Origin of the sequence: Cedecea lapagei (assembly GCF_900635955.1) — a bacterium.
GTDB lineage: Bacteria > Pseudomonadota > Gammaproteobacteria > Enterobacterales > Enterobacteriaceae > Cedecea > Cedecea lapagei.
In genome coordinates, this window is sequence record NZ_LR134201.1 from 1,622,205 (window position 1) to 1,646,833 (window position 24,629).

The 24,629-nt window shown below is 52.9% G+C and carries 28 protein-coding genes, 3 tRNA genes, 2 pseudogenes and 1 riboswitch; of the genes and pseudogenes, 20 read left to right on the top strand and 13 right to left on the bottom strand.

Translation table 11 applies throughout. The features are described from left to right. Positions 1–9: 9 nt before the first annotated feature. Genes EL098_RS07845 through tenA form a run of 4 tightly spaced genes read right to left on the bottom strand, consistent with a single transcriptional unit; the run spans position 10 to position 3,146 of the window. Positions 10–936, bottom strand: coding sequence for an ABC transporter substrate-binding protein (locus tag EL098_RS07845; RefSeq protein ID WP_126355723.1), 927 nt, complete (start codon positions 934–936; stop codon positions 10–12). A 25-nt stretch (positions 937–961) separates the two neighbouring features. After that, positions 962–1,732, bottom strand: coding sequence for an ABC transporter permease (locus tag EL098_RS07850; protein ID WP_126355724.1), 771 nt, complete (start codon positions 1,730–1,732; stop codon positions 962–964). Then, complete coding sequence (locus tag EL098_RS07855; RefSeq protein WP_126355725.1) at positions 1,729–2,469, bottom strand: ABC transporter ATP-binding protein; 741 nt, start codon at positions 2,467–2,469, stop codon at positions 1,729–1,731. The genes EL098_RS07850 and EL098_RS07855 overlap by 4 nt, the downstream gene beginning before the upstream one ends. Further along, positions 2,466–3,146, bottom strand: coding sequence for a thiaminase II (gene tenA, locus EL098_RS07860; protein ID WP_126355726.1), 681 nt, complete (start codon positions 3,144–3,146; stop codon positions 2,466–2,468). The genes EL098_RS07855 and tenA overlap by 4 nt, the downstream gene beginning before the upstream one ends. Positions 3,147–3,206: 60 nt before the next feature. After that, positions 3,207–3,308, bottom strand: a riboswitch (TPP riboswitch). Between the two features lie 162 nt (positions 3,309–3,470). Here tenA and EL098_RS07865 point away from each other — a divergent pair. Continuing rightward, positions 3,471–4,493, top strand: coding sequence for an LLM class flavin-dependent oxidoreductase (locus EL098_RS07865; protein ID WP_126355727.1), 1,023 nt, complete (start codon positions 3,471–3,473; stop codon positions 4,491–4,493). Between the two features lie 240 nt (positions 4,494–4,733). Here the strand turns inward: EL098_RS07865 and phoC are convergent, their stop codons facing one another. After that, positions 4,734–5,498, bottom strand: coding sequence for an acid phosphatase PhoC (gene phoC, locus EL098_RS07870; RefSeq protein ID WP_126355728.1), 765 nt, complete (start codon positions 5,496–5,498; stop codon positions 4,734–4,736). Positions 5,499–5,713: 215 nt separating this feature from the next. Next, positions 5,714–6,244 (bottom strand): lipocalin family protein, encoded by a 531-nt coding sequence (locus EL098_RS07875; protein ID WP_126355729.1) that lies wholly within the window; start codon positions 6,242–6,244, stop codon positions 5,714–5,716. 117 nt (positions 6,245–6,361) lie between these two features. On the opposite strand from EL098_RS07875, the gene EL098_RS07880 reads away from it, so the two are divergent. From EL098_RS07880 to EL098_RS07925, 10 genes are all read left to right on the top strand, one after another. Further along, positions 6,362–7,090, top strand: coding sequence for a MerR family transcriptional regulator (locus EL098_RS07880; RefSeq protein WP_126355730.1), 729 nt, complete (start codon positions 6,362–6,364; stop codon positions 7,088–7,090). A gap of 228 nt (positions 7,091–7,318) precedes the next feature. Then, positions 7,319–7,753 (top strand): nuclear transport factor 2 family protein, encoded by a 435-nt coding sequence (locus tag EL098_RS07885; RefSeq protein WP_126355731.1) that lies wholly within the window; start codon positions 7,319–7,321, stop codon positions 7,751–7,753. After that, on the top strand, positions 7,750–8,469 hold the full coding sequence (locus tag EL098_RS07890; protein ID WP_126355732.1) for an SDR family NAD(P)-dependent oxidoreductase: 720 nt from the start codon (positions 7,750–7,752) through the stop codon (positions 8,467–8,469). The genes EL098_RS07885 and EL098_RS07890 overlap by 4 nt, the downstream gene beginning before the upstream one ends. After that, positions 8,466–9,725: an NAD(P)/FAD-dependent oxidoreductase gene (locus EL098_RS07895; protein ID WP_126355733.1), complete on the top strand. Its 1,260-nt coding sequence runs from the start codon at positions 8,466–8,468 to the stop codon at positions 9,723–9,725. The genes EL098_RS07890 and EL098_RS07895 overlap by 4 nt, the downstream gene beginning before the upstream one ends. A 1-nt stretch (position 9,726) precedes the next feature. Continuing rightward, complete coding sequence (locus EL098_RS07900) at positions 9,727–10,449, top strand: DUF1365 domain-containing protein (protein WP_126355734.1); 723 nt, start codon at positions 9,727–9,729, stop codon at positions 10,447–10,449. Further along, positions 10,446–11,666: an SAM-dependent methyltransferase gene (locus EL098_RS07905; protein WP_126355735.1), complete on the top strand. Its 1,221-nt coding sequence runs from the start codon at positions 10,446–10,448 to the stop codon at positions 11,664–11,666. Before EL098_RS07900 ends, EL098_RS07905 begins: the two co-directional genes overlap by 4 nt. After that, positions 11,663–12,148, top strand: a complete 486-nt coding sequence (locus tag EL098_RS07910) for a DUF2878 domain-containing protein (RefSeq protein ID WP_126355736.1) — start codon at positions 11,663–11,665, stop codon at positions 12,146–12,148. Before EL098_RS07905 ends, EL098_RS07910 begins: the two co-directional genes overlap by 4 nt. Continuing rightward, positions 12,145–12,672, top strand: a complete 528-nt coding sequence (locus EL098_RS07915; protein WP_126355737.1) for a chalcone isomerase family protein — start codon at positions 12,145–12,147, stop codon at positions 12,670–12,672. Before EL098_RS07910 ends, EL098_RS07915 begins: the two co-directional genes overlap by 4 nt. Continuing rightward, the gene (locus EL098_RS07920) at positions 12,669–13,196 is read left to right on the top strand and encodes a DUF3833 domain-containing protein (protein ID WP_126355738.1); all 528 of its coding nucleotides are present in this window, start codon (positions 12,669–12,671) and stop codon (positions 13,194–13,196) included. The genes EL098_RS07915 and EL098_RS07920 overlap by 4 nt, the downstream gene beginning before the upstream one ends. 17 nt (positions 13,197–13,213) lie before the next feature. Further along, a complete protein-coding gene (locus EL098_RS07925; protein ID WP_126355739.1) occupies positions 13,214–14,173 on the top strand; it encodes a YbgA family protein in 960 nt (319 codons plus the stop codon). A gap of 41 nt (positions 14,174–14,214) precedes the next feature. Here the strand turns inward: EL098_RS07925 and EL098_RS07930 are convergent, their stop codons facing one another. Beyond that, positions 14,215–14,544, bottom strand: a complete 330-nt coding sequence (locus tag EL098_RS07930; RefSeq protein ID WP_126355740.1) for a gamma-glutamylcyclotransferase family protein — start codon at positions 14,542–14,544, stop codon at positions 14,215–14,217. Positions 14,545–14,860: 316 nt separating this feature from the next. Here EL098_RS07930 and EL098_RS07940 point away from each other — a divergent pair. Both EL098_RS07940 and EL098_RS07945 read left to right on the top strand, forming a co-directional pair. Then, positions 14,861–15,010: pseudogene (locus tag EL098_RS07940) on the top strand (AbrB/MazE/SpoVT family DNA-binding domain-containing protein); the annotation flags it as partial. A 55-nt stretch (positions 15,011–15,065) separates the two neighbouring features. Next, positions 15,066–15,860, top strand: coding sequence for a hypothetical protein (locus tag EL098_RS07945; protein WP_164716797.1), 795 nt, complete (start codon positions 15,066–15,068; stop codon positions 15,858–15,860). A 123-nt stretch (positions 15,861–15,983) separates the two neighbouring features. Here EL098_RS07945 and EL098_RS23160 read toward each other — a convergent pair. Next, a tRNA-OTHER gene (locus EL098_RS23160) sits at positions 15,984–16,086 on the bottom strand. A gap of 191 nt (positions 16,087–16,277) precedes the next feature. On the opposite strand from EL098_RS23160, the gene EL098_RS07950 reads away from it, so the two are divergent. Both EL098_RS07950 and EL098_RS07955 read left to right on the top strand, forming a co-directional pair. Then, the gene (locus tag EL098_RS07950; protein ID WP_126355741.1) at positions 16,278–17,171 is read left to right on the top strand and encodes a hypothetical protein; all 894 of its coding nucleotides are present in this window, start codon (positions 16,278–16,280) and stop codon (positions 17,169–17,171) included. 50 nt (positions 17,172–17,221) lie between these two features. Beyond that, positions 17,222–18,340 (top strand): amino acid permease, encoded by a 1,119-nt coding sequence (locus EL098_RS07955; RefSeq protein WP_126355742.1) that lies wholly within the window; start codon positions 17,222–17,224, stop codon positions 18,338–18,340. A 3-nt stretch (positions 18,341–18,343) separates the two neighbouring features. Here the strand turns inward: EL098_RS07955 and EL098_RS07960 are convergent, their stop codons facing one another. Next, on the bottom strand, positions 18,344–19,144 hold the full coding sequence (locus EL098_RS07960) for an MBL fold metallo-hydrolase (protein WP_126358383.1): 801 nt from the start codon (positions 19,142–19,144) through the stop codon (positions 18,344–18,346). Between the two features lie 84 nt (positions 19,145–19,228). On the opposite strand from EL098_RS07960, the pseudogene EL098_RS07965 reads away from it, so the two are divergent. The 3 genes and pseudogenes from EL098_RS07965 to EL098_RS07975 form a co-directional block, all read left to right on the top strand. After that, positions 19,229–19,421: pseudogene (locus EL098_RS07965) on the top strand (hypothetical protein); the annotation flags it as partial. 49 nt (positions 19,422–19,470) lie between these two features. Then, positions 19,471–19,728, top strand: coding sequence for an AbrB/MazE/SpoVT family DNA-binding domain-containing protein (locus EL098_RS07970; protein WP_126355743.1), 258 nt, complete (start codon positions 19,471–19,473; stop codon positions 19,726–19,728). Beyond that, positions 19,729–20,061, top strand: a complete 333-nt coding sequence (locus tag EL098_RS07975) for a type II toxin-antitoxin system PemK/MazF family toxin (protein WP_126355744.1) — start codon at positions 19,729–19,731, stop codon at positions 20,059–20,061. Between the two features lie 140 nt (positions 20,062–20,201). On the opposite strand, the gene EL098_RS07980 is transcribed toward EL098_RS07975, so the two are convergent. Beyond that, a tRNA-Asn gene (locus EL098_RS07980) sits at positions 20,202–20,277 on the bottom strand. A gap of 100 nt (positions 20,278–20,377) precedes the next feature. Beyond that, on the bottom strand, positions 20,378–21,175 hold the full coding sequence (mtfA, locus tag EL098_RS07985; protein ID WP_126355745.1) for a DgsA anti-repressor MtfA: 798 nt from the start codon (positions 21,173–21,175) through the stop codon (positions 20,378–20,380). A 94-nt stretch (positions 21,176–21,269) separates the two neighbouring features. Here mtfA and EL098_RS07990 point away from each other — a divergent pair. Next, positions 21,270–21,359: transfer RNA gene (locus tag EL098_RS07990), tRNA-Ser, on the top strand. 237 nt (positions 21,360–21,596) lie between these two features. Continuing rightward, the gene (locus EL098_RS07995; protein WP_126355746.1) at positions 21,597–21,932 is read left to right on the top strand and encodes a DMT family transporter; all 336 of its coding nucleotides are present in this window, start codon (positions 21,597–21,599) and stop codon (positions 21,930–21,932) included. Positions 21,933–21,947: 15 nt separating this feature from the next. Here EL098_RS07995 and EL098_RS08000 read toward each other — a convergent pair whose 3' ends face one another. Both EL098_RS08000 and EL098_RS08005 read right to left on the bottom strand, forming a co-directional pair. After that, positions 21,948–23,273, bottom strand: coding sequence for an HdeD family acid-resistance protein (locus tag EL098_RS08000; protein ID WP_126355747.1), 1,326 nt, complete (start codon positions 23,271–23,273; stop codon positions 21,948–21,950). A gap of 14 nt (positions 23,274–23,287) precedes the next feature. Then, positions 23,288–24,580, bottom strand: a complete 1,293-nt coding sequence (locus EL098_RS08005) for an MASE1 domain-containing protein (protein ID WP_232012351.1) — start codon at positions 24,578–24,580, stop codon at positions 23,288–23,290. Positions 24,581–24,629: the final 49 nt, after the last annotated feature.

A 24,629-nucleotide genomic window follows, 5' to 3' on the forward strand; every position in this document is an offset into this window, starting at 1 on the left:
AGCTTAATGTCACTCTACGGCGTAGTCGTCCACCGGGGTGATTTTTTTGATCAGCTTGTTATCAAAGAGAAACTGTTCGTAAGCCTGGTAACGCGCCCGGTCGAGTTTTGCCGGATCGGCAGCGAACAGAGGCAGGCTTGCCTGCCAGGCCTGTTTGTTCAGCTCGGTATTTAATTCCGGGTGGGTTTTCGCGAAGACCTGCCAGGTCTCCTGCGGATGAGCCTGCAGGTACTCGTTGCCTTTTTTCAGCGCGGCAAAGAATTTTTTGATTTTAGGATCGTGTGCCGCTTTACGGTTTGCCACAAAAATCAACTCATCGTAGGCAGGAACGCCGTAGTCCTCGACGTTAAACACGACCGGCGTTTTACCCTGAAGTTTCAGCTCCAGCGCTTCGATATTACGATAGCCGCCGATCACGGCGTCCACCTGGCCTGCCAGCAGCGCGCTGGTCAGCTGGAAGTTGACGTTTATCAGCTTCATCTCCTGCGGTTTGAGGTGCTCATGTTCGACCATGGTGGCAAGCGTAGCCTGCTCAATGCCGCTGACCGAATAGCCAATCTTCTTGCCCTTGAGGTCGGCAGGCGATTTGATGTTGTGATCCAGGGTCATCACCGTGTTCAGCGGCGAGTTAATCAGCGTTCCTACGCGCACCAGCGGCAGGCCCTGATCGGCAAAGAAGTGCAGCTGCGGCTGGTAGGTGACGGCAAGATCGGCCTGCCCGGCGGCGACCAGGCGTGGCGGCAGGGCCGGGTCGGACGGCGGGACAATCTTCACCTCCAGCCCTTCGGCCTTGAACGCGCCAATCTGCTCCGCCACCATAATCGGCGCGTGATCGGGATTGATATACCAGTCCAGTACCAGCGTCAGCTTTTCAGCCGCCGAGGCCTGGGCGGAAAAGGCTGCCGCGAGCAGCAGGCCACACAGCGTTTTTTTCATTTTCTTTCTTCCTTTATCAATGCGGTTATTCATCGTGTTCCGGCGACCAGGCGATAAGACGCCGCAGCAGGGCATCCACCGTCAGCCAAAGCAGAACGGTCATCAGGACTAAAATAAACAACGCGGCAAAGCAGACATCGGTCTGCATGCGGGCGTTGGCGTTCAGCATGACGTAGCCCAGCCCTTCGGCAGAGCCTACCCACTCACCAATAATTGCGCCGATGGGCGCAACGGCGGCGGCCATACGTAGCCCGGAGCCAAAAGCCGGCAGCGCCGCCATCAGGCGAACGTGCCGCAGCTGCGCCCGGCGCGAAGCGCCCATGGTGCGGGCCAGATCGAGGTAGTCGTTATTCACCCGGCGCAGCCCGTCAAAGAACGACGAAACCACCGGGAAGAAGATGACCAGCACGGCCATCGCCACTTTTGCGCTCATGCCAAAGCCAAACCACAGCACCAACAGCGGCGCCAGGGCGAAGACCGGGATCGCCTGACTGGTCAGCACCAGCGGCATAAGCCAGCGCTGCAGGCGAGGGGAAAACATCATCCCCAGCGCCAGGCCTGCGCCGAGCAGAACTCCCAGAACAAGCCCGCTGACAATCTCCGAGGCGGTGACCAGCGTGTGCCAGGCGAGATAGTCGCGGCCATTCCATAGCGCCTGCGCAACCGACGCGGGCGAAGGCAAAAGAAAGGCGGGAATATTGCCGAGGGTGAGCAGAGACCAAAGCATCAGCAGCCCAGCGAAGACCGTCAGCCCTCGGCGCAGGCGGCTAAGAGGATTTTCTGACATCGGGGTCATTTTGCCGCCCTCGTTAGCTGCTGCAGCAGGCTGGCCTGGCTTTTCAATAAATCAACATCGTCGGGCGCACGGGGCGGCTGCCCGGCGATAACATGCGTGTCGTCGATGCCCGCAGGCCAGCGGGAGAGCACCATCAGGCGATGGCTTAACCGACAGGCTTCCATCGGATCGTGGGTGATCAAAAGTACGGTGTTGTTTGCCAGCAGATCCGCCGCCAGGTCCTGAATCGCCGTTCGCGTAATGGTATCCAGCGCCGAAAAGGGTTCATCCATCAGCACGATTGGGCGCTTTTCGTAGAGCGTTCTGGCGATGGCGGCTCGCTGTCGCATACCGCCAGACAGCGCGGCGGGAAAGGTTTTGGCATAGCCTGCGAGCCCAACCTGCTCAATCAGATGCTCTGTCCATTGGCGGTCGACAACTTCGCCGCGCAGGCGCGAACCGAGGGCAACGTTCTGCTCAATCGTGAGCCACGGATAAAGCAAATCTTTCTGCCCCATCCAGGCGATACGTCCGGCAACGGGCTGCCCGTCGCTGCAGATCACGCTTCCTGAGCTGGCCTGGGCCAGACCGGCGATGATCTTCAGCAGGCTGGTTTTACCGGCGCCGCTCGCCCCAAGCAGGGCCACAAAGCTGCCGCCGGGAATATCAAAATTGAGCCGTTCAAAAACGGTCTGGCTGCCAAAACGCAGGCTGAGATCGCGAACCTGAATACCCGGTGATGGGGTGCTGTCGGTCATGAGGCGTTCAGCCCCATCTGCCAGAAAGCTGACTCAAGCTGCGTCGCGGTGGTGAATATCTGAGAAAGCTCGGCGAAGCGGCTTTCTGCGCCGCGCTGCTGACCCACATTCTCCAGCAGCTGAATGGCAGACTGGACGCCGGTCAGGTAACCCTCATCGCCGTAGTTGCGGATCCAGCTGGCATAAGGATTACCCGCCATCACCGTATCAGGGCTATGCAGGAGGCCAAGACCGATTTCGGCATAGCCAGCCACGCAGGGCAGCAGGGCGGCCAACAGATCCAGCGCGTCACCGGAATAGCCAATATCCAGCACATAGCGGGTATAGTTCATGGTTTCTGGCGCTTCGGCCTGGGCCGCCATCTGCTCCTCGTCTAAACCCCAGCTTGTGCAATAGGCAACGTGAAGCGGCAGCTCAGCGACAATGGCATTCAGCGAGGCGGTCGCGGTTCGCATTTCCGGTAAGGTGCGCAGTTTGCTGACCAGCAGGGCATAGGCGCGGGCAAAGTGAATCAGAAAAAGGTAATCCTGAGTCAGGTAGCGCTGGAATGCAGGTTTCGGCAACGTGCCGGCGGCGAGTTGCTGCAAAAAGGGATGATCAACATAGTCCTGCCAGAGCTGACCTGCCTGCTGGCGTAGCCGTCCGTAAAGACCGTTTTCAAAAAGTGGGGTGTACATGGGACCTCCTGTGTCAGGTGGAGATCCGGGCGCGCAGAGGTATGAACAGGCCATAACCGAGGCGTTATGGCCGACCGTCCCTTCGCTGGCATGACCCAGATCAGGTTCAAAGGGTTCGGCTTTCGCCATCTCAGCCCATACAGGACACCCCTCGGAGGAGCCTGTTATACGACATTTACTTTTTGATTACAATCGCCGGGCGTTGCGTTTCGCCCCGAGAAGCCCGGTGATTCGTTTAGTGCGGTATCTCAATATTTTGCTGGCACAGAGGGCGATATTTTTGTCACTGTAGGCCAGTGTTCCCGAGTCTAAGGACGATATCCGATGAAAAAGATTGGTTTTCTCTCGTTTGGCCACTGGTCGCCTTCCGCCCAGTCAGGCACGCGCTCTGCGGCGGATACGCTGTTGCAGTCCATCGACCTTGCCGTCGCCGCAGAAGAGCTTGGCGCGGACGGGGCATACTTCCGCGTACATCACTTTGCGCGCCAGCTGGGTTCGCCATTTCCGCTGCTGGCGGCCATCGGGGCAAAAACTAAGCGCATTGAAATCGGCACCGGCGTGATTGATATGCGCTATGAGAACCCGCTTTACATGGTGGAGGATGCCGGTGCGGCGGATTTGATTTCAGGTGGCCGGCTGCAGCTTGGGATCAGCCGTGGCTCGCCCGAGCAGGTTATCGACGGCTGGCGTTACTTCGGCTATGTTCCCGCAGAGGGCGAAACCGAGGCTGATATGGCGCGCCGCCATACGGAGGTGTTCCTGGAGGCGCTGAAAGGCGAAGGCTTCGCCGAGCCTAATCCGCAGCCCATGTTCCCCAACCCGCCGGGGCTGCTGCGCCTTGAGCCTTTTTCGCAAGGGCTGCGCGAGCGAATCTGGTGGGGAGCCAGCTCAAACGCTACCTCAGTCTGGGCGGCGCAGCTGGGGATGAACCTGCAAAGCTCAACGCTGAAAACTGATGAGTCCGGTGAGCCATTCCACATCCAGCAGGCGAAGCAAATCCGCGCTTATCGTGCGGCCTGGAAAGAGGCGGGCCATGCGCGTGAGCCGCGTGTTTCCGTCAGCCGCAGCATCTTTGCCCTGATGGACCAGCGCGATCGCAGCTACTTTGGCGGCAGCGGCAAAGAGGGCGATCAGGTTGGCTATATTGACCCGCAAACCCGGGCCATTTTTGGCCGCAGCTACGCCGCTGAGCCAGAGCTGTTAATCAAGCAGCTGGCGCAGGATGAGGCCATCGCCGAAGCCGACACGCTGCTGTTGACCGTGCCAAATCAGCTGGGCGTGGACTACAACGCACACGTGATTGAATCTATCCTCAAGCACGTTGCCCCGGAGCTGGGCTGGCGCTAAATACGTAAGAGAGGCGGTAAGCTGAATCTGTTCCGGATGCGGCCGACTGCGGTGTAGATACTCCGTCGACGGCTAAGGCGGCGTTTTTCCCCTCTGTCAAAAAATGCAGAGGGGAAATGTGCTACCCACCGGGACGGTGGCCTGGCGACGAACTTCATCGAGAGGAGATTAGGTGAAGCGCAGGATAGCGAACTACATAATTCAGGCAGAAGGCAGTAAAGCTATTCCGGCTTTTTATTTCTATTTCGGGTTATTTTTTGTGAGCCGCAGAAATTCTTCTTTCGCCTTTTTCAGCTGCTGCTGGAATTTGGGATTTGTATGAAGAATTGCCACTACCGCCGCTCCCGTGACTCTTGCTGCATCGATATCGCTTTGCCAGTGATAGCCGCAGATAACTCTGCTCTGGCCCAGTTCATATCCTCTCTTGAGAATGTGTTCTTGCTGCTGGGGATTAATTTCTGTCAGGATTAATGCCGCCGCCCAACCCACCGTTGCATGACCTGAGGGATAAGAGCCATTGGTGCTCAGGGTATTTTGTTCACGGGTATTACATGTTGATACGCCATAAAAAGAAAAGGGACGAATCCTCATATAATGTTGTTTGGCCGCACGCGTAGCTAAATCACCCGCATCCTCAAACATATTGGTCAATAATTTATATGTTTCTGGTGCGTCTTTCTCCGTGAGGGGAGTACCAAAGGCGGCAGAAAATGTCGTTGCGATACCGCCAGCGCTTAGGTTTGCATCTTCAGCCGCCAGCTTCCCTCGTTCCGTGGTCCGGGCTAAGCGACCTTCTTCATATAACGCCTGGTCATTTAAAAATGCAATGCTGCCAATTCTGGGCGGAGGGGGAAGTAATTTTAAACTGTCGACGCCTTCGCTGTTTTTAAGATAATAGAGATGAGGTTTGGTGAGTGTATCATTGCCTTCAGGTATCGCGGCAGAGGTATTGGCTGTGAAAATAAAAAATGAAATTAATAGGATAGGTATATTTCTCATCGTCATTCTCCTTGTTGTTATAAACAGAGTGACGATACTTGTTCTGTGCGGATGTTTAATGTGATTATCGACCTGATTTATTATTATCGCTGATTACTAAAAAATGTGATGTTGTTTTAAAAATAACCTATTGATTCGCTGAATTATAAGAACTGTGTAGGGCGTGTTATTTACCCGGCGGGAAAGTGCCTGAGCGTCGGGCACTCTCCCTTCCCAGGCCGCTAGCGTGACTGCTGTACCCACACTAACTTGTCGACCTGGAAGCCCAGGCCGCGTGCGGTATCAACGTAGTCCTGTTTAACTGATGCCGGAATCGTTGGCGTGCGAGAAAGGATCCACAGATAGTCACGGTTTGGCCCGCTGACCAGCGCATACTGGTAATCTTCGTCCAGCTTGATGACGTTATAGCCGCCATAAAACGGACCAAAAAAGGAGACCTTCAGCGCGGCCTCGTCCGGCTCGCCGGTAAAATAGGCTTTCCCTTCGCTCTCACTCCACTTGTTTTTGCGCGGATCGTAGCCGCGGTTGAGCACGCTTATGCCGCCATCCTCGCGTTTGCCGTAGGTCGCAGTGACCTGCTGGAGACCCCGCTCGAAACGATTTTCCAGACGGGCGACTTCATACCATTTCCCCAGATAGCGTGTGGCATCGAAGCCGGTAATGGGGCGGACGCCTTTCGGCGGCGTGGGGGATTTACAGGCCACCAGCGTTAGCGCAACGGCAACTCCGGTCAAGACAGGCCATAGCTTCATGAGAACTCCTTTCATTTGGGCGCAGGAAATAAAGTGTAGTGCAAACATTCCACTCTTCATCCAGCCAGGCATAATTCGTAGTATATTGTGGGTATTCATTGTTATCAGGTGTTCTTCATGTCTTACTCCATCGGTGAATTTGCCCGACTATGCGGGATAAACGCAACCACGCTCCGTGCCTGGCAGCGCCGTTACGGCCTGCTGAAACCGCTGCGTACCGATGGCGGGCATCGCCAGTACAGCGATGACGATATCCAGCAGGCGCTTAAAATTCTCGACTGGGTGAAAAAAGGGGTACCGGTCAGCCAGGTGAAACCGCTGCTCGCCCGTCCCGAAACGCGCAGGACAAACAACTGGTCCACCCTGCAGCAAAGCATGCTCCAGCGCCTCAATGAGGGAAAAATCGAGTCCCTGCGTCAACTGCTCTACGATGCCGGCCGGGAGTATCCTCGCGCGGAGCTGGTCACGGAAGTCCTGCGCCCGTTGCGTAGTCAGGTATCGGCTAACGTACCGGCAATAATGACCCTGCGCGAAATTCTTGACGGCATCATCATCGCCTACACCTCATTTTGTCTCGAAGGGGATAAAAGAGCGCCCGGCGACAACTGCCTGATTACCGGCTGGCATCTGACCGACCCCTGCGAAATCTGGCTCGAAGCGCTCAGGCGCACTGGCCAGGGACACCGTATCGATGTGCTTCCCGTGCCGCCTGCCGTCCTGGCGCCGGAGATTTTCCCTGAAAGAAAATGGCTGCTGGTCACCTCCGGTAAGCTGACTGCGGCACGTAAAAAGCAGATCGATCTCTGGCAGCAGCAGGGTGCCTCTCTCGAGGTTATTCCCCTCTAGTTTCGTTTTCCTTCTCCACCGCCCGCTCACCGAAAGACCCGCTGTAAACGCAGCGGGACGATCTCTGCTGTCAAAAAAACAAAATTCCACCCCGAAAGTGACTTTTTCAACTCATTGAATTTAATGAGTTTCAAAAAATATCACAATCAAAACTTGGACAAATATAATTAATTGTGCAAGTTTTAGTTATACGATAACGTCAGACGCTTCACGCCCAGGGTGAGACTCATGAGCACAACGCCATCCGCCATTCATCGCTTTGTTGATTACTATGCCGGGCTGGACAAGCAGTCGCCTCCGGCTCTGTTCGGGCTGTATGACAGGGATGCCACACTTATCGATCCGTTTGGTGAACATCGCGGGTTAGCGGAGATCCAGCGCTACTTCGCGCACCTGTTGGCCAACGTAGCGTACTGCCGTTTTTCCATCGATACCCCGCTCTGCGATGGGGCGCGTTTTGCCGTCAGCTGGACAATGCACTGGTCTCACCCGAAGGTGGACGGTGGAGCAGCGCTCTCCCTGCCGGGATGTTCGATCGTGGATATTCACAACGAGCTGATCGTTCGCCAGCGTGACTACTACGATGCCGGAGAGATGCTTTATGAACACTTACCCCTGCTGGGCTGGGCGGTTCGCAGCGTCAAAAGGAGGGTGCGCCCATGATGACTGTCCTCATCACGGGCGCAAGCTCGGGTATCGGCGCCGGGCTGGCTAAATCCTGGGCCGATGACGGCTACCACGTCATTGCCTGCGGACGGGATGCGGCCCGGCTGGCATCTTTGCAGCAGTACAGCCCAAACATCACGGTACGCCTGTTTGATATGACCGACCGGGAAGCCTGCCGGGAGGCGCTGGCCGACTGTCGGGCCGAGCTGGTTATTCTCTGCGCGGGAACCTGTGAGTATCTGGAGAGCGGCAAGGTGGATGCTGCTCTGGTTGAGCGGGTGATGGCTACCAATTTTCTCGGCCCGGTAAATTGCCTGGCCGCACTCCAGCCGCGGCTGGTTTCAGGTAACCGCGTGGTGCTGGTCAGTTCAATGGCCCACTGGCTCTCGTTTCCACGGGCAGAAGCCTACGGCGCCTCCAAGGCCGCGCTGACCTGGTTTGCCAACAGCCTGCGCCTGGACTGGGAGCCGAAAGGTATAGCTATCACGGTGGTCTCTCCGGGCTTTGTTGACACGCCTCTGACCCGTAAAAACGATTTTGAGATGCCCGGTCGGGTCAGCGTCGATGAGGCGGTTAAGGCGATCCGCCGCGGCTTGACCAAAGGTAAAGACGATATCGCCTTTCCGGCGGGATTCGGTCTGATTATGCGCCTGCTGGCAGGGTTGCCGACAGGTCTACAACGCACTCTTTTGCGCAGGATGGTACGTCCATGAACATTGCCATAATCGGCGGCGGTATTGCCGGGCTGACCTGTGCCTGGCGCCTCGCCGGCCATCATCAGGTGACGCTTTTCGAGGCGGCACCCAGCCTCGGAGGGCACACCGCCACGGTGGACGTTGCCACGCCGCAGGGCAACTATGCCATCGACACCGGGTTTATTGTCTATAACGACCGAACCTATCCGCGTTTTATGGGGCTGCTGAGCGAGCTTGGCATCCGTGGGCAGAAAACGCAGATGAGTTTTTCGGTGCACAATCCCCGGAGCGGACTGGAGTATAACGGCCACACGTTCAGCTCGTTGTTCGCCCAGCGTCGAAACCTCGTCAATCCGGTTTTCTGGGGGCTGTTGAAAGAGATTGTCCGCTTTAATCGCCGGGCGAAATCCGCGCTGGCGGAAGAGGTTGATCCCCAGGCTACGCTGCAGACCTTTCTCGAACAGCACCAGTTCAGCGCTTTTTTCGCCCGCCACTACATTTTGCCGATGGGGGCCGCTATCTGGTCTTCCTCGCTGCAGGAGATGCGCCGTTTCCCGCTGGGGCTCTTTTTGCGCTTCTTCGAGAACCATGGGCTGCTGGATATTACCCAACGTCCGCAGTGGTACGTGGTGCCCGGTGGCTCGCGGGAGTACATCCGCGCCATGCTGGCTCAGCTGGGTGACCGTCTGACCGTGCAGCTAAATTCCCCTGTGCAGCGGGTTATCCGTAGCCACGAGGGCGTGAATATCCAGCTTGAGCATTCAAGCCAGGCCTTCGACCAGGTGATTTTTGCCTGCCACTCTTCTCAGGCGCTGGCGATGATCGATAAGCCCACTCAGGCCGAACGTGAGGTGCTGGGGGATATCGGCTGGCAGCGTAACGAAGTGGTATTACACGGCGACCGCCGCTGGTTGCCGCTGCGCGAACGGGCGTGGGCAAGCTGGAACTATCGCCTCAGCGCGCAGGATATGGCCAGCGCCTGCGTCACCTATAACATGAACATTCTGCAGGGCTTGCCGAAGGAGGCTCCGCTGTTCTGCGTAACGCTGAACCCGGAAACCCCCGTTGACGAGCGCTACGTCTGGCAGCGTTTTGTTTATGAGCATCCGCTCTTTAACCCCAAAAGCTGGCGTGCGCAGGCACGTCGCGGCGAGATTAACGGCCAGCAACGAAGCTGGTTCTGCGGCGCTTACTGGTACAACGGCTTTCATGAGGATGGGGTACATAGCGCCCTGGATGTGGTGAAAGGGATTGCTGCCGGAGAGGGGCATTAAGATGAACAGCTGCCTCTATGAGGGCGTACTGCGCCACCGCCGTCTTCAGCCGAAAACGCACAACTTTACCTACCGCGTGTTTATGGCGTGGCTTGATTTAGATGAGCTTGACGCGCTGCCGTCAGTGGGGATCCGCCGTAACCGATTTGCCGCTGCCGCCTTCCATGATGCGGATTACCCGCTGGGTAGACCGCTGAAAGAGAAGGTCCTTGAGCGGCTTGAAAGCCTGACGGGCGAGCGACCGGATGGCCGGGTAATGCTTCTGACCCAGCTGCGTTACTTCGGATTCCACTTTAATCCGGTCAATTTTTACTACTGCTATGACGGCGAAAATAGCCTGCGCTGGGTGCTGGCCGAAGTGCGCAATACGCCCTGGAACGAGCGCCATTATTATGCCGTAGACGGGCAAACAGCGCGTCCGCTGGAAAAAGCTTTCCACGTTTCGCCGTTTAACCCAATGGACATGATTTATCACTGGCGTTTTAACCCCCCGGGGAAAACGCTGCATATGCACATTGAAAATCATCAGGCTTCTAAAGTGTTTGATGCCACGCTGGCGCTGCGGCGTGAGCCGCTGACGCGCAAAAATTTGACGTCAATATTGCTGCGGCTTCCGCTGATGACGCTGAAAACGGCAGCCGCCATTTACTGGCAGGCGCTGCGGCTGTGGCTCAAGCGTGTGCCTCTTTATAATCATCCCGCCAGCAGGAGTGAAAGATCATGACCAACCCCGCCTTTGCGCTTGAACCCGATGTTCCGCGCAACGTCCGTTTTGCACGCTGGCTGCTGTTCCGCCTGTTGAGCGGGATCCAGCAGGGGTCGCTCACGCTGCGTGAAGGAGGGCAGACCTTTCATTTTGGCGATGTGGCTTCTTCTCTGAGCGCCGAGGTGCAAATTCTCTCGCCAGATGTTTACTGGCGGGTGCTCACCGGTGGGAGCATTGCGGCTGCCGAAGCGTGGATGGACGGCGAATGGGAAACGCAGCAGCTGACGGCCTTGCTGCAAATTCTGGCGCTCAACGGTAGCGTGCTGGGGAGACTCGAAAGAGGGTTCCGCCTGCTGGGCAAGCCCGTCGAGCGCTTTCGTCACTGGACCCGGCGCAACCACCGCCAGCAGGCGCGGCAGAACATTGCCGCCCATTATGATTTGGGCAACGAATTTTATTCCTATTTTCTCGATGAGGAGCTGCTTTACTCGAGCGCGCTGTTCACCGCCGACGAGCAGGATCTGGCTCAGGCTCAGCGGGCAAAAATGGCGCGCCTGTGCGACCAGCTGGCCCTGAAGTCAAGCGACCATCTGCTGGAGATTGGGACGGGCTGGGGGGCGATGGCCGAGTATGCTGCCCGCCACTATGGCTGCCGGGTTACCACCACCACACTCTCCCAGGAACAGTACCACTGGGCAAAAACGCGAATTGCCCGCGCCGGACTTCAGGATCGGGTAGAGGTTCTGCTGTGCGATTACCGGGATCTGACCGGCGAGTATGACAAGCTGGTCTCGGTAGAGATGATTGAGGCCGTCGGGCAGCGCTATCTGCCCGCGTTCTTCCGTACCTGTCAGGCCCGCTTGCGCCCCGGTGGGAAAATGGCGATTCAGGCGATCACCATTCAGGACCAGCGCTATCGCGATTACAGCAAAAGCGTCGATTTTATTCAGCGTTATATTTTTCCCGGCGGTTTTTTGCCGAGCGTGTCGGTGATGAGCGATCTGATGACCCGTCACACCGATTTTGTCGTCCGTAATCTGTTCGATATGGGGCCAGACTATGCCCGCACGCTGGCGCAGTGGCGGCAGCGTTTCGTTCACGCCTGGCAGGAGATTGAGAAGCTGGGGTTTGACGATCGCTTCCGCCGCATGTGGCTCTACTACTTCGGCTACTGCGAGGCAGGGTTTAACGCACGCACCATTAGCGTGGTGCAACTCACCGCAGAGCGCGTATGAAACGCCATCTGCAGGTGTTTGTGCTGGCTATAGCGTTCGATCTCTATTGGGCGCTGGTGGTGCTGTTTCGTGAGCGTGGCCTGTTTTTATGGCTCGCTCTCGCGCTGCTTGCCTGGCTGATGTTATCACCTGCTCATCGGCTCCAGGCTGCGCTCCTTGCCGTGGCGGGCAGCATTCTTGATGCATGCTGGGTGCTGACGGGGCTGATCGATTTTAACGGCGGCACGCTGTTGCCGCTGTGGATGGTCTCCCTGTGGTGGATGTTTGCCACCGTATGGACACGCTTAACGTCGCTCTCAACGCTGCCGGGGTGGATGTTCACGCTGATGGCGACGCTGGGTGGGCCCGTAGCTTACCTGCTTGGCAAACGCGTGGGGGCCATCACGTTTCTGGAGCCGACGTTTATCGTCGTCAGCTGGATGGCCTCGGGCTGGCTGGTGCTGATGCTGTTTTTCCATCTTTTTCTGGGGAGGCGAGGATGAGAGCCACTTTAATGATGCTGCTGTGTCTGACGGCTATTGCGCCGGCTGCCCACGCTGCCGACTGGCTAAGCTGGCGCAAAGTGGGTGACGCGACCCTGACGTGGGGGCCTTTTACCGTTTATACCTCCCAGCTGCGCACGCCCGATGGGCGGTATGGCGATCGGGCACAGGATAAGGCGCTGATTATTACCTACAAGCGGAATATTGATCGCCAGGAGCTGGTCGACGCCACCCGCGAACAGTGGCAGGCGCAGGGCATTCTGGCGAGCGAACCGCAAAGTCAGACATGGCTGAGTACGCTGCAAGCGCTTTTTCCTGACGTCACTGAGGGGACCCAGCTTGCTTTTGTCCTTACCGACGGGCAGGGGCAGTTCTGGTATCGCGCTTCGGCGGCACAAAAAACTTTTACCCCACTGGGACCACGGCAGTCTGCAGCCTTTAGCGCCAGCTTTCTGGCCATCTGGCTTGGTCCTCGTTCGCAATATCCCGAGCTGCGACAGCAGCTCATTGGAGGTGAGAAATGAAACGTATCCTGATACTCGTTATGGGGACGCTGATGCTGCTGGCCGGCTGTAGCACAGAGATTGGCGACTATCGCAACCAGCAGCCAAAGCTCGACATCTTCCACTACTTTGAGGGAAAAACAGAGGCGTGGGGAATGGTACAGGACCGCAGCGGAAAACAGCTGCGTCGTTTCCACGTCGAGATTGACGGCGACGTAGTGGGTGACACCCTGACCCTGAATGAACACTTCGTCTATGACGATGGCGAAAAGCAGCAGCGGGTGTGGCACATTCGCCGCATTAGCGCTGAGCGTTACGAAGGCACGGCAGGGGATATCGAAGGTGTCGCGACGGGCCAGGCGGCGGGCAACGCTTTTAACTGGCACTACAGCATGAACGTCAAGGCCAACGGCAGTAGCTGGCTGCTCCATTTTGATGACTGGATGTATCTGCAGGACGACAGGCATATTTTTAATAAAACAGAGATGAAGAAGTTTGGCGTTACCGTCGGGACCGTCACACTCTTCTTCAACCGTAAAGCGTAGTCAGAGAGGACAAAGCCATGAACACGAAACCTGTCATTGGGATCAGTGGCTGTTTAACCGGCTCGACCGTGCGATTTGACGGCGGTCACAAACGAATGGCCTTCGTGATGGAGGGGCTGGCACAGGGCGTGACCTTTAAACCCGTCTGCCCGGAAATGGCCATCGGGTTGCCCGTTCCTCGCCCGGCGCTGCGTCTGGTGAAAGTGAGCGAAGGGGATGTCCGGATGCGCTTCAGCCAGGCTCCCCACGACGATGTGACGGATAAAATGGCCGACTTTGCCACCCATTATGTCTCCGGGCTGGAGGGGCTTTCCGGGTTTATCGTCTGCGCCAAATCGCCTAGTTGCGGAATGGAGCGAGTCCGCGTGTACGACGAAAGGGGCAACAGCGGGCGTAAAGAGGGCGTGGGCACATTCACCCGAGTGCTGCTGGAAAAATATCCCTGGCTGCCGGTTGAAGAGGATGGTCGCCTGCACGACCCGGTGCTTCGGGAGAACTTTGTCGAGCGTGTTTACGCCCTGCATGAGCTGAACATGCTGCGCGCAAATGGCCTCAGCCGCCGCGCGCTGCTCGATTTCCATAGCCGCTATAAACTTCAGCTTCTGGCGCACCATCAGGCTGGGTATCGTGAGATTGGGCCCTTTGTCGCGGGGTTGCACCAGTGGGAAGATCTGGATAGTTTCTTCGAGGCGTACCGTGAAAAACTGATGACTATCCTGAAGAAGCCAGCCTCGCGGAAAAACCACACTAATGTGCTGATGCATATTCAGGGATATTTTCGCCCTCAGCTTACTTCCCGCCAGCGCGGCGAGCTTCGGGATGTGATCCTGCACTATCGCGATGGGCTGTTGCCGATACTTGCTCCCCTGACGCTGCTAAAACATTACCTGGCAGAATATCCGGATCGCTATCTTCTGACGCAAAACTACTTTAATCCTTATCCTGACTATTTAGCGTTGCGGATCGCCGTAAATTAATCGGCTACAAAGAGGCGACCGAACTTGCGTTCGGTCGCTGGTCAACTCTGCGGCTGCAGCTGATAAATCCACGCTGTCACGGTCCTGCCATCGAGCGTGATGACATCCACTTCTACGCGATCGTAACCGTCCTCGAACTCGTCCAGCATCGGCCAGTGTTTGCTCAGGTGAGGGGATAAAAACAGGTAGCCGTGAACCTCGGGGCCGTTTTTATTCAGTACGATACCGGGAAAATCAGCGGCGGCTCCCCAGCCTCGTTCATAAAACGTGCCGTTCACGTATCCGGCCTGCCACTCTCCGCCGATGTTTTCCATGATATGGGCATTAACGTGCCCGGGGCGAAGCGTCCCGTAAACAAACAATGATTCCATTTTTCTCCTCGTGCGGAGCAGCTTAATCAAGAATAGGGAAGGGGATTTAACATACGGCGTAACACGGTGGCTGGCAACGTGTGATTTGCTCGATACAGGGCGATGTTAGCAACGATAACGTTAAGACAGGCTACCGCTGATCTTCCTGCGGCGCAGCCCGGATAAGGAAGCTGCGCCGCAATTTGTTTATCCGATCCGTCATAATCCTTTGAGCCGCAAAAACAGTTTTCTATTCTCGCCTTTCTTATCGCCAACAAGGCTTGATTACGCAAAGGAAATCACAATGGATCTGATGAATAATTGTGCATCGCCTGCCATGGATGTTATATTAAAATATAATATTCGGAGGTGTTCTATGTATACAGCTCGCCTGAAAAAGGTCGGCGGCTCCATCATGCTGGCGGTTCCTCCCGCCCTGCTGAAAACGCTGGAGCTGACGACGGACAGCGAAGTGAGTATGACCATTTTCTTTGCGTATGCTTATTCTCGAATCTCTATCCGTTACAACCCCAATATTGTCATTGAATCAGGATTTAATTGGTGTTATTAAATCTGAACGTCATTCATATGCCGAAAAAGAAGTAGCGATAACGGCATTAATACACTCGGGCCTATCAGGTATTAAAGAAGTCGTCGGAATTTATTCTGAATTGAAAGAGATAAATCACGACAGTATTCGATTGCGTAACCACATTATTCAGTTACTTTATAAAGATTATTTCTCCGCGTTAGATGTAGCGCAACTCCTGACTGACACTTTAAGTGTTACTGAGGAACGTTTACCGGTAGGGTCTCTATGGGGAATTATAGATGTTGTTCCTGCCGAAGATATAATGACAATATTTGAATGTCTCTATCAATATCAAAATGAAAATATAGATAACCAGTATTCATCATCAATAAATTGCCATGAAATTTTGTATTGTATTGAAAGTGGCCTGATGATTATTATTAATACGAAGGAGCAGTACACTGCTGAGCAGATATGGGTATGCCTGAGTGTTCATTATTGGTATAAAGAACATTATAGTCATTTTGACAGTAAAGCAGCTCCGATTGTCCAGTTGCTAAAAGAACGTGAATGGCAATATGAAGATATTATAGATGCCGCAGTAGCATCATTCAGTCGTTATAATACAAGGTTTCTTTTTTTAAATGAATTCGAACAAAGTACATTTTGGGTCATTCCTCGTGAATTTTTGCTGTCCCGATTTATTCATTATTTATCGAGTGATAAAAATATTTCGGATAAAACGAAATTTATTTATCGCTTAGCATTTCTTGTTCATTGGAGTTGTGATGTACCTTCTGAGTAAGTTTTTGATTTTCTTACTTCCTATGGCCTTTTTAACAACGAATTATCTTCAGTTTTAGATGATGCACTGACCTGTGAAATTGAGGATTGGCAGGTAAAAAACAACGTCAGAAAACTAGAGAGGTGGCGGAGAGAGCAGGATTCGAACCTACGACACGATAAATCGTGTGGACTCAGGAAATTTTGTAATTACCTTAATCTGGCTTAAACCACTCGCCCACCTCTCCGCATTTAATTCAAAAACATATAACCATACAAAAGAAATGGATTAAAGATACCAAGTGATGTTTTGTGAGTTGAATCACAGAGCATCACTGTCGGCGGATGTTTTTTTTAGTATTTGACGTGAGTGGCAAAATTAAATGTGTAGTTGATGTAGGTTCCACCTGATTTGTCACACATTAAGGGAGATATTATTATGGCTGATATTGAGTTGCTTGTTTTAAGAGAAGAAAACTTCTACAAGACTGCAGAGCGCGTAATTTTCAGGGATTATAAATGCAACTGTACAAAAGGATGGAAAGACGTGGACAGATTCATTGTCTACAGAGCAGATGAAACTGGTGTGACTGAAATAATTAATGATGAAGTCGGTGACCATAATTTAGACATTCTGATTGAGTTGGCCAAAAGTAATCTTAGCAAAAAAATTATTATTTCAGGAGGACATACTGTTGTAAATCTTGACGATCGTTTTGCAGTAAGCAATGAGGTTGAGAAATCAGCCAGATTCTGTATCGATTATATTGTAAAATCAAAGGAAAAGTTAAACATCCAGCCTGATTTTCTCATGGAAATCAATGATTTTTACATGGAGAAAAGCGACGGACATGAAATCGATGGCGCTAATAATTACAGAAAGATGGCGACATCACCATATATTATCCCGGAAAAAATAAATGCCTACATCAAAGAAAATAACAAACGCTATGGTATAGATATCAGGTCATTTTATGTTAGTGAAAAGACCATGGCAGATCGGTTCAAAAGACACATCAAAAATTCTATTGATGATAATATTTTGTTTAATCGGCAGGGTAGCAATCTTTTAATGACAGTTGACGAACAAACATTTGCCATTATAGATGATAATAAACCTACCTGCGCTGCAGGCAATGCAGCCACGTTCAGAGCGATCAGGTATAAAGTTTCCTCCAATAAGACTTTTGATAATTACACTTCTCATATCGGTGTATTCCCACTTTGCTCGCGAACCAATGTTCTTAACGGATACAGGGCAGCGTCAGCGTTCTATGGAAACCTCTCTTTACCTTCGCTGCTGGTGTTTTTCGGAAGATCCTGTTTTGAATAGCACTTGTAGATAATAAGAAGACTTATGTTCATCATTAGATGAGTAATATTATGCGAATTTCATATTTATACTGGCCTGTAACATTTTTTTCTACTGCCTTTGGGGCCGGTATTTTCTTTTTACCTCAGGCAGTAGGCCCGGTTGTACTTGGAATGGTACCTTTTTTTGTATTTATCACTGGTGCTATGTTAGTTTCACTAATGGCTCACTATCTTTTTTTTAAGTTTATCAGTTTTCATCCAGATAAAGATTACCTGGCAGCCTCCTCGAAATTTATTGGCCGCCGTTCTGCATCTGTAATTTGTGCATTGTTTATAGTTTCGATGATGATTATTGTTCTTATAAACTTCATAGCACTGGTTAATGTGGTAAGTTCATTTCTCTCAGAGAGTTTGATTGTCCGTTTTTTTGTCTCGCTGCTTTTAAGTTCAGCCCTTTCTGTGATCTGGCTACTTTTTAATAATGAGGTGGAAAAGCTTATTTCGCGGATCGCGCTTCTTTCTATCATTTCGGTTGCAGGGGTAGCTGTATTCTTTTTCTTTCAACCAGTCCGGGAACAGTTAATAAACTTACCGGCTATTTGTTCTTTCAATAGCCTCGCATTATTACCTGTTTTTCTTTTCACTTTCAATTTTACTCCATGCATCCAGCGTTTCACTAAAAGCTCCGAAAATCCGGAAGCACGAAAACTGATTGCAGGAAAAATAATTATCTTTGCGTTTATTCTCATTTTTGTCTTAGCAGTCAGTCGATTATTAACACCGCAAGATATTGATATTATCAACCACAGAAATATTGATGCTCTTTCTTATACTGCTAATCTCAGCGGTAATCAGGCTGTGTGGTTTGGTGCAGCACTGCTTCTTTCTCTGCTGACTGCTGGCGCCTATACAGGAACACTGACAGGTGTTATTGACGGGATAGATTCTTTTGGTGCATTGAACAGGAGGGCTATTTTGAGCTGCAACATTTTCATCTGTACCGTGTTCGGAACAGCAAATCCCAGCATAGTGAAAATAATTGCTAATGGTTCGATGCCAGTTATAGTCACTACGGTGTTCTTTATCCCATCCGTATATTTTATAATCAAAGGATGCATGCTGATGAAAATCGTCGGCACCCTGGTACTGCTCAGTGGCTGTGCCGTGATAGTAACTCTATTTATTTAAAACCTACCCAAGAACATAAACATCACCTGTTACCGGAGAGACTGCTTCCGGCAACCACAAGCGGCCCCATTTACCAGTACAATGACAACCCATTATTTTATCTGGTTTGTGAAGGTGTAGAAACTGTCTTACCTTCCAGAGCCTTAGGGGTGATGCACAGCGCAGATGAAAACCACCGAAAATGGCATGAATATGATTTACCCCGGTTATATTCTGGCAGTGACGTACGATATCAATCAACCCACGATGACCACAACCGATAAAAATGATCAGCCCAAAGTCGGATTTATAAATTAAAACCCCCTCATCTTTTACATAATCCGCTTTCGTATTCTTATGACCGATTACACCGTAAGCACGCGGTTTGGCTACAGGGATCTCTCCTGACCACATAAAACGTTCCCCGATATGTAGTGGGGTACTGCTGTACTCCATGCGAAAACGTGAAAAATTATTATGTATCGACAATTTTTTTATTCTGGCGGTATAGCCTGGAAACCTTACTGCCGAGTAGCGCTCATTCGCCACCATTGGATGGCATATTATCCGACATGTGTCAGGTATCCACGGAACACCGCCACAATGGTCATAGTGACCGTGGGAAAGTACAGCTGCGGTAAGGTTTGTCAAATCGACTCCCATTAAACCTGCATTATGCATGAAGCTATCATCAGGGCCGGTATCAAACAGAATTGAATCATTTTTATCTTGAATCAACAGACTAAGTCCGGCTTTAGCACGCAGCAAATTTTTAGATCCGGGCTTAAGTCGGTTTTCCAGCAGGACGCTGATGGTTATGGACATATTCGCTCTTTCCCTGAAGTAATTCGTTACCGCCAGGCTGCGATAACTCTGTGAGGCACAGTCAATAATACTCCATTCCCGGAGTGGAACACGATTTATATACAGGCAGCTTTTGCCCATCTTCGGAGTCAGGACGAAACGCTGAATGATGAGGATATTGCTGTGCCACGGGCATATCATTATGCTCGGCCATTATTCCTTCACACTGGCAGTACTGGTGACCAAAGGGCATCGGCGACCATTAAAAGAGGCGTCAGAGGAAGAAAACATTGCTTAACGTGAGTTTTCGTTCCACTGAGCGTCAGACTCCTATTCGGAGGTGTTCTATGTATAAAACTCGCCTGAAAAAGGTCGGCGGCTCCATCATGCTGGCGGTTCCTCCCGCCCTGCTGAAAACGCTGAAGCTGACGACGGACAGCGAAGTGAGTATGACCGTTGATAATGGCTGCCTGATTATTGAACCCCAGAAACGGCCCCGTTATTCTCTTGAGGAGCTTCTGGCGCAGTGCGATCCGCACGCTGAAATAAGCGAAGAGGATCGAGAATGGATTGATGCGCCTGCGGTTGGCAAGGAGATCCTGTAGATGGACAGAGGGGAAATCTGGCTCGTTTCGCTGGATCCGATTGCCGGCCACGAGCAAAGCGGAAAATTTCCGGTGCTTATCGTATCAAAGGCGTCGTTTAACAAGCTGGCCCGGCTCCCGGTTGTTGTTCCCGTCACCAGCGGAGGAAACTTTACCCGCACAGCCGGTTTTACCGTCTCACTGGACGGCGCGGGAACAAAAACGACGGGCGTTATTCGCTGCGACCAGCCCAGAACCATTGATATGGGAGCCCGGAGCGGTAAGCGACTGGAACGTATACCCGATGCTGTGGTGAATGAAGTGCTGGCCCGACTGGAAGCCATTCTGAGCTGATGCGATAAATACTGGCGTAAGTTCCTTTTGATTGCCTGACAGCAGAGCCTCTGTCAGCCCAATAGCCTTTTAACTCACAGTGTCAGTGCGCTAAAAAGCAAAAATCCTGCTTAAATTTCTTTAAGCAGGATTCTTTAATATGGCTCCTCTGACTGGACTCGAACCAGTGACATACGGATTAACAGTCCGCCGTTCTACCGACTGAACTACAGAGGAATTGTTTCAACGGGGCGCATGTTAGCGTTAGCCATAAAAACTGTCAACAGTAAAAGTAACGCATTAATTCATATGATTAAACTTAAACCGCGTTGCTGATTTAATGCACCGTATTCCCGGCCATACCGGGGGAGTTTTCTCTCTCAAGCAGACGTTGGGCAGGATCCTGCCCATAGAACTGGCAAAACCTCTGATAAAGCGAAGCAAAGCGCGGAGTGAAGAGCTGAGGAGCGCTGAAGAAATACTCGGAAAGCACCGCGAAACACTCTGCCGGGTCGGTGGCGGCATAGGCGTCGATGCTGGCAGCGTTTTCGCCCACCATATCAATCTCATCCTGGATGCTGTCCATCGCGGCGTGAAGATCATGCTCCCAGCCGGCAACATCCCGTAAGGCAATCAGCGGTACGCCGCTGGCGCGGTCGCCGTTACGGCTGTCCAGCTTGTGGGCGACTTCATGGATAATCAGGTTAAACCCGGATGCGTCGAAAGAGTCCTGCACGTCCAGCCAGTTCAGCACAACGGGCCCCTGCTGCCAGCTTTGGCCGGACTGCACCACGCGCTGGTTATGCACCAGGCCGAAGTCGTCCTGCCATTCGTCATCAACAATAAACGGCGCAGGGTAGAGCAGAACCTCGTGGAAACCGTCCAGCCATTCGATGCCCAGCTCCAGCACGGGCAGGCAAAACAGCAGGGCAATACGAGCTGACTTCAAATCATCCAGCGCAAAACCCTGCAGCGGAACCAGACGTTTTTGCTGCAAAAAGCGCGCCGCAAGGGCTGTCAATTTCTGCTGTTCGGTTTCACTGAGAGACGCCAGCACGGGAATAGCTAAAGCCTGCTCCCAGGGCAAAACGGAGGTGGTGGTTGACTCACTTGCTTTCCAGGGCCACTTAATCATGATATTTGCTCGCAAAGACATCGTTTGAACAGAAACCAAAGATCCCAGACTGTTAAAATGCCGCATAACCTGGCATGATGGCAACCACCAGAACGGAGAGATGCCGGAGCGGCTGAACGGACCGGTCTCGAAAACCGGAGTAGGGGCAACTCTACCGGGGGTTCAAATCCCCCTCTCTCCGCCAATTATTCAAGCACTTATCGCATTTCATTTCAGTGACCCATCTCTCGCTCCCGATAACGAAGGCGGCCACACCCCGGCTGGAAATGCGCACGTTTACCCGGGAAATGCCTGCCTGGCGTTCAGTCATCCCCGCAGAATAACCCCCAGTCTTAACAAGTCAGCGATTTCACCGTTGTTGAAATTCTGCGCCACGTTAAGCTCTATACTCTCCCGAGGATGTTCGACAACAGGAAAAAAGATGCTTAATACTTACGTTATTCTCGCCATTTCTATCTGCGCTGAAACCCTGGCCACTACCATGATGAAAGCTTCGGATGGGTTTAGCCGGCTGATTCCCAGCGTGGTGGTGGTTGTGGGCTACGCAATTTCATTCTATGGCCTCTCCCAGGTGGTGAAGACCATGAATATTGGTATCGCCTATGCGATTTGGGCGGGCATGGGGATCTTTTTGGTTTCGGTGATGTCATTCCTGTTTTATAAACAGAAGCTCGATCTTCCGGCTATCGCAGGGATGCTGTTTATTGCCGTGGGCATTATGATTATTCAGCTTTTCTCGAAGTCCGTTACCCACTAAACGGCACGAAAAAAACTATTCGCCGCTCTTTCCTTCGTCACGCCATTTGAAGGAAACGCGTTGATACCAGGGCTCGGGGACAGGGTGTACGATACTGCGCAGCGCGCGAGCGTAATCCATCACCAGGCCCGGCGTCCAGGCCATAGATACGGCACGTTTGCGTACCTGAGCGGCTATCCAGAGTTCTGGCATCGCAAGCGTTCTGAGTATTGATAACCAGCTTTTTGTGCGTTTTGACAGCACGCCATCGAGCGACGCTTCCAGCGCATAGGCAACGCTGCTTGAGCAATTTCGGTAAGTCAGGTTGTAGGTTTTGGTTAGCTTGTAGGCGCTCCAGAAGCGCTGTAAGGCTTTGCCGTTGTACCGGTGGAAATAGATTTTACGATCTGAGTGGCACCACTCTGCCGCTTCGGTGACATAGTCCGGCTGGAACGTCCCCGGCACGTCGTTATCGCGGGTGGCCTTAAGCGTATTCAAAAATTCAGACGGCGAGCGGTCGATATCTTCTGCAGGATAAAGGCTGATGTAAATACCGGGCGGGACTTCCAGCGCCGCATGGCCGGTTGAAATGACACCTTCAGAGTCCACGGCGGCGATATAACGGTTGATGACCGGGCGTGGAATGGTCGAGGCGCTGGCGGTGCCTTCCGGGGTCCAGATATGCACCGTAAGAGGTTCGCGGAAATCATCGCTCTCCGGCTCTGGGGCTTTAGGCTTTGCGTCAGCCCCTTTTTTTACCTCAAAACCTATCCCCGCAGGCACCAAAAGGTCAAAGACAGAGGTGCCTTCCCTGAGGCGTGCCACGCGAAGTGCAAGCCGGACGGTATGAATGCCACTATAAATCATCAGCGTTCCGAGAAAGAAGGAGACCGTTGCCTTGTAATGCGTTGGGTACGGGCTGAACATAAAAATGGCGAAGATGATTTGCGCGAAACCGTTGGTCAGGGCGCTCTTCCAGTGCGGGAAGCGAACAATCCAGGCCGAAAAAATAACGAACAGACCAATCACGAAATAGGCGAAGCCGAAGACGATAGCCAGCAGCAAATTGCTGTAGGTCTGGTTTGATAAGATAAGCAGCGAGACAAAACAAAAGATGCCGCCTTTGAAGTAAAGCACCGCTTTTTGCGCCCCGACGCCGCCGGAAGCAATACTGAGCGTCACCAGGCTTTCCATCAGCAAAAGCAGGCCAAAGAAGCGCAGAGGGAAGTACGTCACGCCGTCCAGACCGTCCAGGAATATAGCCACCCCGAGCAGACTCCACAGGCCGCCCAGCAGGATCAGGTATTTGACCCTTGAGCGCATGAAGTCGACGCCAAACAGTAACAAAGCAATCTGAATCACAAGCCTGTCTCTCCTTAAAAAGTCATCACGTCCATGCTTAGATAGCCAGATCGTAATGGCTGGCCTGCCAGTTTCCGACAATGATCCGCGTGCCGCCGTTCGACATAGCAACGCCCCCCGCTGTCAACCAGCGTTAGCCACTCATCATCCTTCGCTTTAAGACGAAATATCAGTGGCCTGTGCCGGTTTTGAACCGGGGCCAGCCAGTGTTGACGGAGTTTTTCCCGATCGGAGGGATGCACATGTCGGAGTACGTTTTCTACGGTGTCGAACTCTTGCGGGGTTGTGGAGCCCAGCAGTGAGGAGAGATCGTTCTCCCAGCTGAATACGCCGGTTTCAGGCTCCAGGCGATAAAGCACGCCGTTACCCGCAAGCCTGCCGGTATCCGGATTAAAACGAGTCGTTGAGCGCCTTAACACACGGATAAACACAATCAGCAGGGCAGTTGCTGAGAGGTAGCTCAGCGCAAGCAGCATCGATTCGGTAAAGCTAAGGCCGCGGAGAAAGAAAGGACCCTGATGCTTGTCGGTAAAGTGAATAACGATGGCCCCTAACGCTATCAGGCCGATCGATCCTCCGCGATTGCCCCAGATCAGGGAAAGCATCATCGTCAGCACAATCGGCAAGCAAGAAAGAGCGAAATAGAGCGCGGCACCCTCGGTTTTGAGCCAGTGTCCCTGATAGCCGAAAATAAATACCGTTGCGACACAAACCAGCAGCAATAAAGCAAGACCTGCCAGACGTGTTGACCAGGTGAGAGCCGCCTGCTGACCTCGTTTATTCACAAACCCCATGACAACGGTGGTTGCGAAGAAGATCCCGGTTACGTCGGCAACAAACCCGTTCCAGATGGTCTTCTCTATCGGCTGTTCGGTGAGAAGCGCGTAGCCTCCGCCGACAATCAGGGCATCGAACAGGCTGACGATAAAGGTGGTGCAAATCCACAGAAGGATAACGTGCAGATCGTCATTTGGCCGCGAGAAGCGACGAACCAGCCAGGCAATAATCACGTTGGCAGGCATCGCCAGCAGCGAATATCCCAGCGTGGTTAAAAACAGAGGGAGGCTCTGCCAGGCTTCATCCAGCACTACGCTTGTTAGCGCGAAGATAAGGATAAGCGCGGGATAGTCGCGCCAGCGGGCTGATAAAAAAGCCGCTACCGCAACGCCCGAAGGGAACCAGACAATCGCTATAGCGGAGCCTGGATCGTCAAATTTTAGTGAGATAAGCCCGGACAGGTAATAGACCAGCCCCCACAAAAGCAGGATGACGGTATGCTGCAGCCAGGAAGGGAAATATGTTTTCATTTCTCGTCCATCTTGATTCGGGAATAGCGCGCAGCATTTTGCTGACGGG

Coding starts and splice junctions, on each gene's coding strand:
- EL098_RS07845 (WP_126355723.1), bottom strand. CDS start 936: ATGAAAAAAACGCTGTGTGGCCTGCTGCTCGCGGCAGCCTTTTCCGCC.
- EL098_RS07850 (WP_126355724.1), bottom strand. CDS start 1,732: ATGACCCCGATGTCAGAAAATCCTCTTAGCCGCCTGCGCCGAGGGCTG.
- EL098_RS07855 (WP_126355725.1), bottom strand. CDS start 2,469: ATGACCGACAGCACCCCATCACCGGGTATTCAGGTTCGCGATCTCAGC.
- tenA (WP_126355726.1), bottom strand. CDS start 3,146: ATGTACACCCCACTTTTTGAAAACGGTCTTTACGGACGGCTACGCCAG.
- EL098_RS07865 (WP_126355727.1), top strand. CDS start 3,471: ATGAAAAAGATTGGTTTTCTCTCGTTTGGCCACTGGTCGCCTTCCGCC.
- phoC (WP_126355728.1), bottom strand. CDS start 5,498: ATGACGATGAGAAATATACCTATCCTATTAATTTCATTTTTTATTTTC.
- EL098_RS07875 (WP_126355729.1), bottom strand. CDS start 6,244: ATGAAGCTATGGCCTGTCTTGACCGGAGTTGCCGTTGCGCTAACGCTG.
- EL098_RS07880 (WP_126355730.1), top strand. CDS start 6,362: ATGTCTTACTCCATCGGTGAATTTGCCCGACTATGCGGGATAAACGCA.
- EL098_RS07885 (WP_126355731.1), top strand. CDS start 7,319: ATGAGCACAACGCCATCCGCCATTCATCGCTTTGTTGATTACTATGCC.
- EL098_RS07890 (WP_126355732.1), top strand. CDS start 7,750: ATGATGACTGTCCTCATCACGGGCGCAAGCTCGGGTATCGGCGCCGGG.
- EL098_RS07895 (WP_126355733.1), top strand. CDS start 8,466: ATGAACATTGCCATAATCGGCGGCGGTATTGCCGGGCTGACCTGTGCC.
- EL098_RS07900 (WP_126355734.1), top strand. CDS start 9,727: ATGAACAGCTGCCTCTATGAGGGCGTACTGCGCCACCGCCGTCTTCAG.
- EL098_RS07905 (WP_126355735.1), top strand. CDS start 10,446: ATGACCAACCCCGCCTTTGCGCTTGAACCCGATGTTCCGCGCAACGTC.
- EL098_RS07910 (WP_126355736.1), top strand. CDS start 11,663: ATGAAACGCCATCTGCAGGTGTTTGTGCTGGCTATAGCGTTCGATCTC.
- EL098_RS07915 (WP_126355737.1), top strand. CDS start 12,145: ATGAGAGCCACTTTAATGATGCTGCTGTGTCTGACGGCTATTGCGCCG.
- EL098_RS07920 (WP_126355738.1), top strand. CDS start 12,669: ATGAAACGTATCCTGATACTCGTTATGGGGACGCTGATGCTGCTGGCC.
- EL098_RS07925 (WP_126355739.1), top strand. CDS start 13,214: ATGAACACGAAACCTGTCATTGGGATCAGTGGCTGTTTAACCGGCTCG.
- EL098_RS07930 (WP_126355740.1), bottom strand. CDS start 14,544: ATGGAATCATTGTTTGTTTACGGGACGCTTCGCCCCGGGCACGTTAAT.
- EL098_RS07950 (WP_126355741.1), top strand. CDS start 16,278: ATGGCTGATATTGAGTTGCTTGTTTTAAGAGAAGAAAACTTCTACAAG.
- EL098_RS07955 (WP_126355742.1), top strand. CDS start 17,222: ATGCGAATTTCATATTTATACTGGCCTGTAACATTTTTTTCTACTGCC.
- EL098_RS07960 (WP_126358383.1), bottom strand. CDS start 19,144: ATGTCCATAACCATCAGCGTCCTGCTGGAAAACCGACTTAAGCCCGGA.
- EL098_RS07970 (WP_126355743.1), top strand. CDS start 19,471: ATGTATAAAACTCGCCTGAAAAAGGTCGGCGGCTCCATCATGCTGGCG.
- EL098_RS07975 (WP_126355744.1), top strand. CDS start 19,729: ATGGACAGAGGGGAAATCTGGCTCGTTTCGCTGGATCCGATTGCCGGC.
- mtfA (WP_126355745.1), bottom strand. CDS start 21,175: ATGATTAAGTGGCCCTGGAAAGCAAGTGAGTCAACCACCACCTCCGTT.
- EL098_RS07995 (WP_126355746.1), top strand. CDS start 21,597: ATGCTTAATACTTACGTTATTCTCGCCATTTCTATCTGCGCTGAAACC.
- EL098_RS08005 (WP_232012351.1), bottom strand. CDS start 24,580: ATGAAAACATATTTCCCTTCCTGGCTGCAGCATACCGTCATCCTGCTT.